This window comes from Polaromonas sp. P1_E12, from assembly GCF_056405975.1.
Map to the genome: position 1 here is coordinate 1 of NZ_JBFUBB010000001.1, position 14,615 is coordinate 14,615.

The 14,615-nt window shown below is 60.6% G+C and carries 10 protein-coding genes, 1 tRNA gene and 1 pseudogene; 9 read left to right on the top strand and 3 right to left on the bottom strand.

The genetic code is table 11. From position 1 onward, the window contains the following. Positions 1-2,446: beta strand repeat-containing protein (locus tag AC1D13_RS00005; RefSeq protein WP_477688724.1), on the top strand; the 2,446-nt coding region annotated here is incomplete at its 5' end. A 27-nt stretch (positions 2,447-2,473) separates the two neighbouring features. After that, positions 2,474-4,165: a ShlB/FhaC/HecB family hemolysin secretion/activation protein gene (locus tag AC1D13_RS00010; protein WP_457279478.1), complete on the top strand. Its 1,692-nt coding sequence runs from the start codon at positions 2,474-2,476 to the stop codon at positions 4,163-4,165. Positions 4,166-4,296: 131 nt separating this feature from the next. Here the strand turns inward: AC1D13_RS00010 and AC1D13_RS00015 are convergent, their stop codons facing one another. Next, positions 4,297-5,367, bottom strand: coding sequence for a S1C family serine protease (locus AC1D13_RS00015; RefSeq protein ID WP_477688725.1), 1,071 nt, complete (start codon positions 5,365-5,367; stop codon positions 4,297-4,299). A 560-nt stretch (positions 5,368-5,927) separates the two neighbouring features. Between AC1D13_RS00015 and AC1D13_RS00020 the strand changes: the two genes are divergently transcribed. From AC1D13_RS00020 to AC1D13_RS00030, 3 genes and pseudogenes are all read left to right on the top strand, one after another. Next, a complete protein-coding gene (locus tag AC1D13_RS00020) occupies positions 5,928-8,144 on the top strand; it encodes a type I secretion system permease/ATPase (protein WP_457279801.1) in 2,217 nt (738 codons plus the stop codon). A gap of 89 nt (positions 8,145-8,233) precedes the next feature. Next, on the top strand, positions 8,234-9,769 hold the full coding sequence (locus AC1D13_RS00025) for an HlyD family type I secretion periplasmic adaptor subunit (RefSeq protein WP_477688726.1): 1,536 nt from the start codon (positions 8,234-8,236) through the stop codon (positions 9,767-9,769). A 183-nt stretch (positions 9,770-9,952) separates the two neighbouring features. Continuing rightward, a pseudogene (locus AC1D13_RS00030) lies at positions 9,953-10,230 on the top strand (IS21 family transposase); the annotation flags it as partial. A 279-nt stretch (positions 10,231-10,509) separates the two neighbouring features. Here the strand turns inward: AC1D13_RS00030 and AC1D13_RS00035 are convergent. Further along, a tRNA-Leu gene (locus AC1D13_RS00035) sits at positions 10,510-10,594 on the bottom strand. A gap of 39 nt (positions 10,595-10,633) precedes the next feature. Here AC1D13_RS00035 and cysM point away from each other — a divergent pair. The 3 genes from cysM to AC1D13_RS00050 all read left to right on the top strand — a co-directional run bounded on the left by cysM (position 10,634) and on the right by AC1D13_RS00050 (position 12,510). After that, the gene (gene cysM / locus AC1D13_RS00040) at positions 10,634-11,536 is read left to right on the top strand and encodes a cysteine synthase CysM (protein WP_457279475.1); all 903 of its coding nucleotides are present in this window, start codon (positions 10,634-10,636) and stop codon (positions 11,534-11,536) included. A gap of 123 nt (positions 11,537-11,659) precedes the next feature. Beyond that, the gene (locus AC1D13_RS00045) at positions 11,660-12,226 is read left to right on the top strand and encodes an NUDIX hydrolase (protein ID WP_477666186.1); all 567 of its coding nucleotides are present in this window, start codon (positions 11,660-11,662) and stop codon (positions 12,224-12,226) included. A 56-nt stretch (positions 12,227-12,282) separates the two neighbouring features. Next, positions 12,283-12,510, top strand: coding sequence for a sulfurtransferase TusA family protein (locus AC1D13_RS00050; protein WP_007867181.1), 228 nt, complete (start codon positions 12,283-12,285; stop codon positions 12,508-12,510). Positions 12,511-12,528: 18 nt separating this feature from the next. Here AC1D13_RS00050 and galU read toward each other — a convergent pair whose 3' ends face one another. Continuing rightward, positions 12,529-13,449 carry a UTP--glucose-1-phosphate uridylyltransferase GalU gene (galU, locus tag AC1D13_RS00055; protein ID WP_457279474.1) on the bottom strand — a complete coding sequence of 307 codons (921 nt, stop codon included), beginning with the start codon at positions 13,447-13,449 and terminating at the stop codon, positions 12,529-12,531. Between the two features lie 124 nt (positions 13,450-13,573). Here galU and AC1D13_RS00060 point away from each other — a divergent pair, with 124 nt between their 5' ends. Further along, positions 13,574-14,590: an NAD(P)-dependent oxidoreductase gene (locus AC1D13_RS00060; RefSeq protein WP_457279473.1), complete on the top strand. Its 1,017-nt coding sequence runs from the start codon at positions 13,574-13,576 to the stop codon at positions 14,588-14,590. The last annotated feature ends 25 nt before the right edge of the window (positions 14,591-14,615 follow it).

Below are 14,615 nucleotides of genomic sequence, written 5' to 3' on the forward strand. Positions count from 1 at the left end.
CAATTACAATTACACCGTGGTGCAACCCACGGGATTGACCGCGAACATCACGCCGGCCAGCTTGACTGTCAGCGGTGTGAGCGCAAACAACAAGGTCTACGACACCACCACTACGGCCACGCTGAGCGGAACAGCAGCGGTGACGGCTTTGGGTGGCGATACCGTGACCGTGGGCGGTACCGGCAGCGGAAATTTCGCCAACAAGAACGTAGGTAACGGCAAGGCCGTCACCGTCACCGGCTACACACTGGGCGGAGCCGATGCCGGCAACTACACCGTGGTGCAGCCAACAGGTGTCACGGCCAACATCACGCCGGCCAGCCTGGCCATTACGGGTGTAGGCGCGAACAACAAGGTCTACGACACCACCACCACCGCCACGCTCAATGGCACCGCAAACGTCGCCGCCCTGGGCGGCGATGTGGTGACGGTTGGCGGTGGCAGCGGCACCTTCGCCGACAAGAATGTGGGCAACGGCAAGGCTGTGACGGTCAGCGGCTACACACTGGGTGGAGCCGATGCCGGCAACTACACCGTGGTGCAGCCCACCGGTGTCACGGCCAATATCACACCGGCCAACCTGGCGGTCACAGGCGTGGGGGCCAACAACAAGGTGTATGACACCACCACGACGGCGACGCTGAGCGGAACGGCAGCGGTGACGGCTTTGGGTGGCGATACCGTGACCGTGGGCGGTACCGGCAATGGCGCCTTCGCCAACAAGAATGTGGGCAATGGCAAGGCGGTGACTGTGACCGGCTACACGCTGGGCGGTGCCGACGCCGGCAACTACACCGTGGTGCAACCCACCAGTGTCACGGCAAACATCACACCAGCCAGCTTGGCGGTGACGGGTGTGAGCGCAAACAACAAGGTCTACGACACCACCACTACGGCCACGCTGAGCGGAACAGCAGCGGTGACGGCTTTGGGTGGCGATACCGTGACGGTGGGCGGCACCGGCAGCGGCACCTTTGCCAACAAAAACGTGGGTAACGGCAAGGCCGTCACCGTCACCGGCTACACACTGGGCGGCGCTGATGCCAGCAACTACACCGTGGTGCAACCCACAGCTGTCACGGCCAACATCACGCCAGCCAGCCTGGCAGTCACAGGTGTGGGCGCCAACAACAAGGTGTATGACACGACGACCACAGCGACGCTCAACGGAACGGCGGCTGTCACAGCTCTGGGCGGCGATACCGTGACGGTGGGCGGCACCGGCAGCGGCAATTTCAATAACAAAAACGTTGGCAATGGTAAAGCTGTGACGGTTACCGGCTACACACTGGGCGGTGCCGACGCAAGCAACTACATCGTGGTGCAGCCTACGGCAGTGACTGCCAACATCACGCCGGCCAGCGTGGCCGTCACGGGCGTGGGGGCAAACAGCAAGGTGTATGACGCGGGTACTGCCGCCACCCTCAATGGCACAGCCGCTGTGGCTGCTTTGGGTGGTGACGTGGTGAGTGTGAGTGGCGGCAGCGGCACTTTTACTGACAAGAATGTGGGCAACAGCAAGGTCGTGACCGTGACCGGCTACACCCTGGGCGGAGCCGACGCCGGCAACTACACCGTGGTGCAACCCACCGGCCTCGCAGCCAACATCACACCAGCCAGCCTGGCTGTCACAGGCGTCGGGGCAAACAACAAGGTCTACGACACCACCACCAACGTCACGCTTAACGGAACGGCGGGGGTCACGGCCCTGGGCGGTGATGTGGTGACTGTGGGTGGTACCGGCAGTGGCGCCTTCGCCAACAAAAATGTGGGCAACGGCAAGGTCGTGACGGTGACCGGCTATACGCTGGGCGGAGCCGACGCCGGGAACTACACCGTGGTGCAACCTACAGGTGTCACGGCAAACATCACACCGGCCAGCCTGGCTGTCACCGGTGTGAATGCGCAGAACAAGGTTTTTGACGGTACGACTGCGGCCACCTTGGGTGGTACCGCCGCCGTGGCGGCCCTGGTCGGTGACGTGGTTAGCGTCAGTGGCGGCAGCGGGGCTTTTGCCAACGCGAATGTGGGTAACGCAAAGCCCGTGACCGTGACCGGCTATACCCTGGGCGGGGTTGACGCGGCCAACTACACGGTGGTGCAACCGACCGGGCTGACGGCATCCATCACTCCCTTGCCTGTCACAGCTGTGCCCGCACGGGCGGGAACGCTTGGGCGGGGGGGCGCCGATGATGGTGCCGACGCCGCCATGCAACAGGCCGTGGATGGGACACGCTCCAAATCCGGCCTGATCGAGGTATCTCCCATCCTTCGGGTAACTCGCAGCGCAAGCGCGGATGCCTCCGGTGGAGACGAACTGGTGGTTTCCGGTGGGGCCGTCGAGGTGCTGCAGGATGTGGTTGCCACAGTAAGAAAAGATCCGCGCCTGCATATCGTTGACGGCGGCGTGCAGCTGCAAAACGGTGTGCTGGCCGCTCAAAAATAAATACGGCCACCCCACAAAAGTTTCCCCATGAAATGCAACGTATCCGGTAAGCACGCTGTGCTGCTGTTGGCAGCCGCGCCCCTGTTCGCGGTCCAGGCGGCTGATCCGCTGCCGGTTGATATCGGCACCATCCTCCAGCAGGTCCAGCCGTCCCAGCAAGCCGTCCCATCGCCCCGCGGAGAAAGGCCGCCTCTCAGCAATGAGGGGAATGTCCCGCCGCCACCTGCACGTCCCGCCGTGACGGTGGATGTCAAATCGATCAACATCATCGGCAACACCCTGTTTGAGACAGCCACGCTGCATGCACTGGTGGCCGATGCTGAAGGCAAAAGCCTGACGCTTGACCAGCTCGACGAAATGGCGGGGCGCATAGGCCAGTATTACCACAGCAGGGGCCAGACCTTTGCCCGGGCCGTGGTGCCTGCGCAGGTGATCCAGTCGGGCGTTGTTCGCTTTCTGGTGATCGAGGCGCGCTACGGCAAGGTCGGCGTCAACAACCAGACGCGCGTGAACGACCTGCTGCTGCAGGCGACGGTAGCGCCGCTGCAAAACGGGCAGCCAGTCGACCAGGCCCTGCTGGACAAGTCCCTGCTGTTGCTGTCGGACATACCCGGCGTGGTGGTGCAGGCAACCTTAAGACCCGGCGACGGGATGGGCACCTCCGATCTGAGTATCGATACCACGCCCGGCCCGGCGGTTTCAGGAAGCCTGGTTGTGGATGGCTACGGCAACAGCTATACAGGAAGAGCCCGCTTGGGCGGTACGGTGTACGTCAACAACCCCTTGAAGCATGGCGATGTCCTGAGCCTGAGCGGCCTGAGTTCCGGGAAGGGGCTGAGCTACGGACGGGTGGGCTACGAATCATTGTTGAACGGCCAGGGTACCCGCGCAGGAGCCGCCTATTCCTTGCTGGACTACAAAATTGGCGGGTCTCTTGAGATACTTGGCGCACACGGTTCCGCCGAGACCGGCAGCCTCTGGGGCAAGCATCCGCTGGTGCGAAGCCAGACGGTCAACCTCTATGGACAGATTCAGTACGACACGGTGCAGTTGCGCGAGCGTGTAGACGTGGCAGGAATAAAAACAGACCGGCATCTCGACTCCTGGACGTCGAGCCTGACCGGGGACTGGCGGGACACCTTGCTGTCCGGCGGCATCAATACCTGGAGCCTGGGATGGACCCGGGGCAGGGTGGTTTTTGACGCTGCCGAGGCGCAGCTGGACGATGCGGCCAGCGCTAGGACGCAGGGCTGGTTTTCAAAGGCCAATCTGGGCTTCTCCCGCTTGCAGCGCCTGGGGCAAAACAGCACGCTGCATTTTTCATGGGCGGGCCAGTGGGCCAACACCAACCTCGATTCGTCGCAAAAAATGTCCGTGGGCGGGCCCTATTCGGTGCGTGCCTACGATGTGGGTGCGCTGTCGGGTGATACGGGTTACCGCACAAGCGTCGAGCTGCGCTACGACCTGGGGCAGGTTGTCGGCGGCAAGCTCCAGGCGGTGGCGTTCTGGGACGGTGCCTACCTGAAAGTCAATCAACGACCCTGGGTGGCAGGTGCGAACAGTGCAACGCTCAGCGGAGCGGGGGTCGGCCTTGACTGGACGGGGCTCAACCAGTGGCGGGCTCGCGCCTATCTGGCCTCGCCCCTGGGGCAGACACCCGAGCTGGTCAGGACGACAGATTCAACGCGGATGTGGACCGAGGTCGCCTACCGTTTTTGAAGGCTCCGCTGCTTGTGCCCATTCCTGGCTTGTGGTGCCGGGCTGTCAATTCACGTAGCCCTGTAGTGCTATTAAATAAATAGCTGCTTGCGCTTTCCCTGTCTGGGCTACAGCCTATTTTGTTGTAAAAATCAGATACCGGCGGGCTTCTTGAGCGTCAGCATCCTGTCCTGGGCCTTGAGCACAATGGTTTTGACTTCTGCACCCTGCAGCACCGTCAGCCTGACTTCCGCGTCGGGTGCGGGCCGGTCCCACAGCTTTTTATAAAAAGCTTCGAGCGTGGCCACCTTGGCGTCGTCCACTGCCAGCACCACATTGCCCGCCTCCAGCCCGGCCAGGTCCGCAGGACTCTCCTTGCTGACCCGCAGGATCTGTATGCGCCCGCCCTGGTCATTGGAGGTGATGCCAAGCCACGGCCTGCGGCTTTTCGTGCTGGCGCCTGAACGCTGCAGCTCCGCGAGGATGGGACGCAGCAAATCCACCGGCACAAACATATTGCCCGGCAGGCGGCGGTTTTCACCTGTGGCATCGGACACGAGCAGCGAGCCTATGCCCATCAACTCACCTTTCTGGTTGAAGAGCGGGGCGCCACTGTGGTTGCCACCACTGGCCATGATGGGTGGGCTGGTGAACAGCGCCGATTCGATGTGGTATTCCCAGTTGCCGGAGAACGCGCGCCGGCTGACCAGTCGGGTCATGCTCACGTCGCCGTCCTCATCGGCCTGCGGGCCGGTGACGGCCATCAGAGGTTCGCCCGGCTGCAGGTCTTTGCTATTGCCCAGGGCCGCTACGCCCACGCCACGCAGCGGCAGCAAAGGGCGCAACAGCCCAAACCCGGTTGCCAGGTCGTAGGCGACGGCGCGCGCCGGCAACGTGCGGTTGTCCTGCGTCACGATCTCAATGTATTCGGCCTCCAGCATCAGGTAGCCGATGGTGAGGATGAGCCCGTCCTGGTTGATTTGCACACCCGAGCCGGCACGGCGCAAGCCCAGCGTTTCGGCCGAGCGCGCATCTTCCATCGCCGTGACCTTGACACCGACCACTGCTGTCGTAGCGCGAGTTAGCGCATCCATCATGGCCTGTGCCGCCGGGGGCTGCACAGTGGCTGCGTGCGCGGTCGCCAACCACGGCATGCCGGGCACTAACGCAGACATGAATGCGCTTGAAAGGAGGATGCAGAGCCACTGACGCAAGGTGTACATGACGGACTCCTGAACGGCAGAAATTTCTGCACGGAGTTCAAGAATGCACGTTAATAAATGGCGTGACAAGCGGCAGGGTCAAAAGAATCAGGAAGGGAAAGTAACAAGCATTCAGCCCAGTAATTACTCAATACTCAACCAATCCGGCGCTAATGCACCAGTTCAGAGCGTTCGCAATTCTTTGGGAATCAACGGCCCTGAAAAGAGATGAAAAAGGAGATGAAAAAGGAGATGAAAAAATTTAGCCCAATAAGTATTGCAACGCAAAGTTCAAAAGTATCTCTATTTCCAGTGGTTTGGAAATGACTAAGCAATTAGTACCCAAACCGGCGTTGAAAATAACGTAACTGCCGCTGCAAGTTCTGCGTATTGCGATACAGTTTGGAACAAATAACAGGGAGGGGGCCCGTGCGGGCGCCTTGAGACATGTCACATAACATAGCCGACTGGGGAAGACTCGCCCCAAGCACATACGTGATCGCACCTGTGCCGCCGCAGCGATTCTTTTGCTGTGGCAGGAGTCCCAAGTGACAACCGCAACCACAGCAGCCTCGCCCACACTGTCAGCGGCGCCGGGGGCTGAAGAGCCAGCACCACCCATCAACGCGCTCGCTGCCCTGTGCCTGGTGGCGCGCTTTCACCAGGTTGCCGCAGACCCCCATACCCTTGCCCATCAACTCGGCGTTTCCCCGAGTGACGATATTGATGCCAGCATATTGCTGCGTGCGGCCAAACACCTTGGGCTTAAAGCCAAGCTCTCTAAATCCAAACCCGACCGCTTGAAGCTGGTCCCGCTGCCGGCCCTCGCTTTCCTGAAGCCCGCAGACGACGCAGCAAGCAGCACCAGTGCCGGTAGCAAGCAAGTCCGCACTGTCATCCTGGCGCAGTGCGACGGCCAGCGTGTGCTGTTTCAGGACCCGGCCACACCGTCGAACAGGCCCACGATTGAATCAGTGGAAGTCTTCGCAAGCCAGTGGACGGGTGAGCTGATCCTCATCACCAGCCATGCCGCGCTGGCGGGTGAACTCGCCAAGTTCGACTTCTCCTGGTTTGTGCCCAGCCTCGTCAAATATCGCAAGCTGCTGGGCGAAGTGCTGCTTATTTCCTTCATGCTGCAGCTGTTCGCGCTCGTCAGCCCGCTTTTCTTTCAGGTCGTGATGGACAAGGTGCTGGTGCACCGGGGCCTCACCACGCTGGATGTGTTGGTCATCGGCCTCGTGGTGGTGGTGCTGTTTGAAAGCATCCTCAACGGTTTGCGTGCCTACGTGTTCAGCCACACTACCAGCCGCATTGACGTGGAGCTGGGCGCGCGACTTTTCCGCCACCTGGTGCAATTGCCGCTGGCGTACTTCCAGGCCCGGCGTGTCGGTGACTCGGTGGCGCGTGTGCGCGAGCTGGAGAACATCCGCAGCTTCCTCACCGGCAACGCGCTCACCGTGGTGCTCGACGTTCTCTTCTCGGTCATCTTCATCGCCGTGATGCTGTTCTACAGCGTGCCGCTGACCTTGATCGTCATGGTCAGCCTGCCGCTGTACTTTGGCCTGAGCCTGGCCGTGGTACCCATCCTGCGCCAGCGGCTGGACGTGAAATTTGCGCGCGGCGCAGAGAACCAGTCCATGCTGGTCGAAACCATCACCGGCATCCAGACCGTCAAGGCCAGCGCACTCGAGCCCAGCTTCGGCAAGCGCTGGGACAATCAGCTCGCCGCGTATGTCAGCGCCAGCTTCAAGACACAAAACCTCGCCACCTGGGCGCATGAAGGCATCAACCTGATCGGCAAGCTCGTGAACGCGGCCACGCTGTGGTACGGCGCGCACCTGGTGATGAACAACGAACTCACCGTTGGCCAGTTTGTGGCCTTCAACATGTTTGCCCAGCGCGTGGCCCAGCCCATCATGCGCATGGCCCAGCTATGGACGGACTTTCAGCAAACCGGCATCTCCGTCGCGCGCCTGGGCGACATCCTGAACACCCGCACCGAAGTGCCGCCCACCAGCGCCGCGCAGCTGCCGCCCATCAAGGGCCGCATCACGCTCGACGGCGTGGTGTTCCGCTACCGGCCCGAAGCGCCACCGGTGCTGCACGGCATCAGCCTCGATGTGAAACCCGGCGAGATCATCGGCATCGTCGGCCGTTCGGGCTCCGGCAAAAGCACGCTGACCAAGCTGGTGCAGCGCCTCTATTCCCCCGAAGGAGGCCGCCTGCTGGTCGATGGCATAGACATCAGCCTGATCGACGCCGCGCAGTTGCGCCGGCAGGTCGGTGTGGTGCTGCAAGAGAATTTGCTGTTCAACCGCAGCGTGCGCGAGAACATCGCCATCACCGACCCGGCTGCGCCGATTGAAGCCGTGGTGCGTGTGGCGCAACTGGCCGGCGCGCATGAGTTCATCAGCGAGCTGCCCGAAGGCTACGACACGCATGTGGGCGAGCAGGGCAGCTCCCTCAGCGGCGGGCAGCGCCAGCGCATCGCGATTGCGCGAGCGCTGTTTACCAACCCGCGCATCCTGATTTTTGACGAAGCCACCAGCGCGCTCGACTACGAAAGCGAAGCCATCATCCAGCGCAACATGGCCCACATCTGTAAAGGCCGCACCGTGCTCATCATTGCCCACCGCCTGAGCGCCGTGCGCCACGCGCACCGCATTATCGTGATGGACAAGGGCAAGATTGTTGAAGCAGGTCCGCACGACGCACTGATCCAGAAACCGCAAGGCCTGTATGCGCACCTGTGGCGCATGCAGGACGGCAAACAACCGATGGAAGGGGCGTCGGCATGAGCACCGGTCCTGAAGATCAAAAACCGGTAGCCGTGGGTTCCGCACCGGCCGAAGCAGCTGCCCCGGCTGACAGCCGAGAGAAGCATCAGATGAAGCAACCTGCGCCTGACGTGGAAGACATAACCGCCAAAGGTGAAGCACCGGCCGAAGTTCCCCAGGAAGCCGCCGTACCCGCCAAGCCTCGCCACCCCGCTATCGAACTGCTGACACGTTATCGCGCCATCTTTGGTGCTGCCTGGGCGCATCGCGACGAGCTCGCCGGCCCGCGCCGCTTGAGCGACGAGGCAGCTTTCTTGCCCGCCGCACTCAGCCTGCAAGACACGCCGGTGCACCCAGCGCCGCGCCGCCTGGCTTACCTCATCATGGGGCTGTTTGTCATAGCGCTGGTCTGGTCCATCTTCGGCAAGATCGACATCGTGGCCGTGGCGCCCGGGCGCGTGGTCGTGAGCGAGCGCACCAAACTCATCCAGCCGCTCGAGCGCAGTGTGGTCAAGGCCGTGCTGGTCAAAGACGGCGACCATGTAGTGGCTGGACAGCCCTTGGTAGAGCTGGATCCAACCGCCGCGAGCGCCGACAAAACCACAGCGCACGATCAGCAAAAATCAGCCCTTTCGGAAGTGCTGCGCGCCCGCGCCATCCAGCAGGCGCTACAAAATCTGCAGCAGCTTTCGCCCGCCAGTATTGGGTTGCCGGCCAAATACATACCCGAATTTCCCAAAGAATGGTCTGCAGCCGAGACTGCCGCCGCACAGGCGCAGCTGCAAGGCGAGTGGGGCGACGTGACGGCCAAGCTCGCCAAACTGTCTTCAGAAATCAGCCGCCGCCAGGCCGAGATCGTCACCGCGCGGGCCGTCGTTTCCAAACTCGAAACCACCGTGCCCATGGCCCAGGCGCGCGAAATGGATTTCAAGAAGCTGGTAGACCAGGGCTATATCTCCGGTCACGCCACCCAAGACAAAACCCGCGAACGCGTAGAGCTGGAGCGCGACCTCGCCACCCAACGCGCCAACCTGCTGCAAACCCAGGCCACCTTGCGCGAAAGCGAAAACAGCCGCGCCGCCTATTTGGCCGAAGTGCGCCGCACGCTGTATGAGCGCGAAGCCCAGGCCGACCTCAAACGCCAGCAGGCCACACAAGAACAAGCCAAAGCCACCCAGCGCGAAAACCTCACCACACTGAAAGCACCCGTCGCCGGCGTGGTGCAGCAACTCGCCATCCACACCACAGGCGGCGTCGTCACAGAAGCACAAGCGTTGATGATCATCGTGCCCGAAGGCGCGCAGGTCACGGCTGAAGTCACACTGGAAAACAAAGACATCGGCTTCGTCAACGTAGGCAACGGCGCCGAGATCAAGCTCGAAACTTTTCCCTACACCCGCTACGGTACCGTGCAAGCAAGCGTAGACCGCGTCACAGCCGACGCCGTCAACGACGAAAAGCGCGGCGCAATTTTCCCCGTCACGCTGGCCCTAAAAACCAAGCAGATCGACATAGACGGAAAGATGATTCAGCTCGTCCCCGGCATGAACCTGACCGCAGAGATCAAGACCGGGCAGCGGCGGGTGATTGAGTATTTGCTGAGCCCGATTCAGAGGGCGGGTAGTGAGAGTTTGAGGGAGCGATGACGAAGCTCTTACTGCGAAAGTCGAAATCTTTTTATGAAAATTAAAAGAGACTACCTTGCGTAAACTGAAATTTGAGGTGTTGAATTCCGTCGAAATCTGACCCATTTAGCGCAGTAATTTCCATCCAAAACTGACCCACGTAGGCACTACCCTGCTTGTTTTAAAAGCAGGGGGAAATTAGGAGTGATGGACGTGGCGACATTGAATGTCATCAGGCGTTGGGCATTGCGGGATCAGATGTCCATTCGCGAGATCTCAAGGCGTACAGGCCTGGCTCGCAACACAATAAAGAAGCACCTGCGATCGGAAGAGAGCGAGCCCAGTATCCAAGGCGGGCCAGCGCCAGCAAGCGCTATCCCTACGCCGAGAAGCTGGCCACCTGGCTAGTCATCGAGGCAACAAAATCGCGGAAACAGCGGCGCACTTTGAGGCAGATCCATACAGACTCAGCCCAAAAAGGAGAAAACCAAGAACTTATCCACATCGTGAGCACCTTCTGCTCACAAAGAGTGTGGGTCAATATTCGATGGAAAACTCGGGTCAGACTTCAGTGCAATTCAACAACGTCGGAAGGTCTGTATCGCGAATTTGCCCCAACGACCGGCGCGTGCTGGTCTTCAAATTCTGGCGGCTGGCGTCGGCTTAGTAGTCGTATTCACCAGTGCCGGGTGCATTTGTGTTCGCAGCGGCGACAAAAGAAAAAGCCGGATCGGTTTGAAACCGTCCGGCTTTTCGGGATGTGGTGCCCGGGGCCGGAATCGAACCGGCACGCCTTGCGGCGGGGGATTTTGAGTCCCCTGCGTCTACCAATTTCACCACCCGGGCCGCGAGGAGCGAAGCCTCAAATTATGGCACAGTGTGGCCATGAACTATCCAACCATTGAAGACGCGATTGGCAAAACGCCTCTGGTCGCGCTGCAACGCATTTACGCCGCCGAAAACGCCGCCCGCGGCAATGTCATCCTGGGAAAGCTCGAAGGCAACAACCCGGCCGGTTCCGTGAAAGACCGCCCGGCGCTGTCGATGATCAAGCGCGCGGAAGAGCGCGGCGACATCAAACCCGGCGATACATTGATTGAAGCCACTTCCGGGAACACGGGCATTGCACTGGCCATGGCCGCGGCGATCAAGGGCTACAAGATGGTACTGATCATGCCGGAGGACCTGAGCATCGAACGCGCCCAGACCATGAAGGCTTTTGGCGCCGAATTGATCCTGACGCCCAAAAGCGCCGGTATCGAATATTCCCGCGACCTGGCCGACCAGATGCAAAAAGAGGGCAAAGGCCGGGTGCTGGACCAGTTCGCCAACCCGGACAATCCGCGCATCCATTACGAAACCACCGGCCCTGAAATATGGACAGATACGTCAGGCAAGGTGACACATTTTGTCAGTGCGATGGGCACAACCGGCACGATTACCGGCGTTTCCCGCTATCTGAAAGAGAAAAACCCGGCCATCAAGGTCATCGGCGCCCAGCCCAGCGAAGGGTCCCGCATTCCCGGCATCCGCAAATGGCCACAAGAGTATTTGCCCAAGATTTACGACCCCCGCCAGGTCGATGAACTGGTGCTGGTGAGCCAGGCTGACGCTGAAGACATGTGCCGCCGCCTGGCGCGCGAGGAAGGCATTTTTGCCGGCATCTCGGCGGCAGGGGCGCTCTGGGTCGCGCAGGAAATCGCCAAAACCGTGAAAGACGCTGTGATCGTCTTTGTCGTGTGTGACCGCGGCGACCGTTACCTGTCTACCGGCGTATTTCCGGCTTGAGCCATTTTTTGAGGCCAAAAATTGGCTTTGGCCCATATGTGACTTGCGCAAGCAGCTATTAAAACGATAGCGAATTGCGCTCCTCAACCCCTCTTATCCTTTCCTTCTCCTCCTTTCTTGACCATGACCCACGAATTCAGGTTTTGCCCCAACTGCGCGACGCCGCTGGCCATGGTGTCGCAGATGGAAGACGGCGGCGAGAAGGCGCGCCTGCGTTGCCCAGCCTGTGGCTATACCCACTGGAACAACCCCACGCCCGTGCTGGCCGCAGTGATCGAATACAACGGCCAGGTTTTGCTGGCCCGCAATGCCGCCTGGCCCGGCAAAATGTACGCGCTGATCACCGGCTTTATGGAGGCCGGGGAAACGCCCCAAGGCGGCATAGCACGCGAAATCAAGGAAGAAACCAGCCTGGACACCACCTCGCTTGATTTGATTGGCGTCTATGACTTCCAGCGCATGAACCAGATCATCATTGCCTACCACGCCGTCTGCACGGGGGATGTCAGCCTGTCGCCAGAACTGGTGGACTACCGGCTCTACGACCTGGACAAGCTCAAATGCTGGCCTGCGGGCACGGGCTACGCGCTGGCTGACTGGCTGCGTACGCGCGGCCATGAACCTGAGTTTGTGGATTGGGCTACCGTGCTGAGCAAAGTGGAACCGGACGGCGACGGCAAGGCCGGGTAAAACCGGGCGAAGAGGCTTTGCGCTTTGCTTAAAATCGCGGCAACCCAAGGATTTTCATGAACATCGACAAAGAACTCGACACCCGCGGCCTCAATTGCCCGCTGCCCATCCTGAAGGCCAAAAAAGCGCTGACGGAAATGCTCAGCGGCCAGCTGCTTCGAGTTGTATCAACCGACGCCGGCTCTACGCGTGATTTCCAGGCATTTGCCAAACAAACCGGCAACGAACTGGTCGAGCAGCAGGTTGCCGGTAGTGACTTTATTCACGTTTTAAAGCGGCGCTGATTCTGTAACAGGTGGTTATCAGGCCACTTGTTTGCGGCGTTCCCGGCCCGACCAGCCAATTTGCAGGTTGTCCAGGTAATTCCGGAAATACACACCCACTTCTGGGTGCTCCAGAGCCAACTCTACGGTCGCTTCCAGGAAGCCTTCCTTGCTTCCGCAGTCATAACGTTTGCCCTCGTACTGGAAGGCATACACGCTCTCCTGGCCCAGCAGGCTCGAAATCCCGTCGGTGAGCTGCAACTCGCCGCCCACGCCGGATGTCTGCTTGCGGATGTGCCCAAAAATCGCGGGCGTCAGGATGTAGCGGCCGGCCACGCCCATGCGTGAAGGTGCCACCTCAGGCGCCGGCTTTTCGACAATCCTTTTGACTTTCATCAGGCCGGTGCTGGCGCCTTCCGTGGCGACGATGCCGTAACGGCGGGTTTGATCGAGAGGGACCTCCTGCACCGCCAGGATGGATTGCTGGACCTCTGCGAATTGCGCCGCCATCTGGGCCAGCACGGGCTGGCCGCCTTTCGGGCCGACCATCAGGTCGTCGGCCAGCAACACGGCAAAAGCCTCCTGGCCCACCAGGTGCTCGGCACACAGCACGGCATGGCCGAGGCCCAGCGAACGGGGCTGGCGCACATAGGAAAAATTCATGTCGTCCGGCTGGACAGAGCGCACCAGTGATAACAGTGCGTGCTTTTGGGCTACTTCAAGTTCGTTCTCTAGTTCATAAGCAGTATCGAAGTGATCTTCGATGGCCCGTTTATTGCGTCCAGTAACAAAAATCATGTGTCGGATGCCTGCGGCGTAGGCTTCTTCCACTGCGTATTGGATCAACGGCTTGTCGACCACAGGGAGCATTTCCTTGGGTTGGGCCTTGGTGGCTGGCAGAAAACGGGTACCGAGACCAGCAACCGGGAAGACAGCTTTATTTAATGTAAATTTTTGCATCGACTTTGACCGAATAAAAGCCTAAAGTGTTGCGTTGTTGGTACAGCGCGTGGGTCGGACAAATGCCCGAATCTGCGTGGGCACAGCACGCGATCGAGAGTTTGCAGGAAAAAGGATTGACTGAGTGGACATCTTACTTCTTGATGCGTTAGTGCCCGAAGCAATGGCCTGGCTTGAAACCCGGCATGGCGTCGCCTACCATCCAGAGCTTGCCGACGATCTGACATCGCTGCGCAAGATCGCGTACAAAACCAAAGGCATTGTTTTTCCGCGCCAGACTGTGGTCACGCGCGAGTTCCTCGATTTCCTGCCCAGGCTCAAGGCCATCGGGCGCCTGCACGTGGGAACCGACAACACCGACCTGGAGGCCTGCAAGGAGCGCGACATCAAGGTCGTGCATGCCAGCAGCGCCAACGTCCGCTCCAACGCAGAATACCTTTTGAGCAGCCTGTTGTTGCTGTACCGTCGCGGCCTTGTCTCGGCCTTGATGGGACGCCGTCATCCCACGACGCAGATGGGGCGCGAGCTTCATGGCAGCACCGTGGGCATTCTGGGCCTGGCCCCGACGGCGCACACGCTGGCCGGCATGCTGAGCGGGCTCGGCGTGCGGCTTGTCGGCTACGACCCTGCGGTTCATCACACTGCGCCCATTTGGGAGCGCCTTCGCATACAGCCTGTTTCCTTGCCAGAGCTGGTCAGCCAGTCTGATGCCGTGTCTGTGCAGATGCTGTATGCCACCCGGTTCCGGGGTTTCGTGAACGACAAACTCCTGGCGGGCTGCAAGCGCAACCAGTTGTGGGTCGGCATCAGCCGCAGCGAATTGTTTGATGAGGGCGCATTGGCCGCTGCGCTGTGCGACGGCCGCATTGAAGCCTGCATCCTGGATGGCGCTGAAGCAAGTTTCCTGGGTGACACCTCACCGCTCAAAGGGCTGAAGAACCTGTTTGTCACGCCGCGCCTGGGCTCCCACACACGCGAGGCACGCCTGCGCTCGAGCTGGTATGTAGCCCACCGTATGCATGAAGCTCTGGGCACGCAGCACAGCGGCATGGACCAGTTGACCAGCACCCCCATGGGTCTGGAGTCGCCGGGCAGTGTCCCGCCGTCGCAGTGGTCTGAACCCGAATTCATGACCAGATAGATCTTGGCCCCCACGTTCGCTCGCT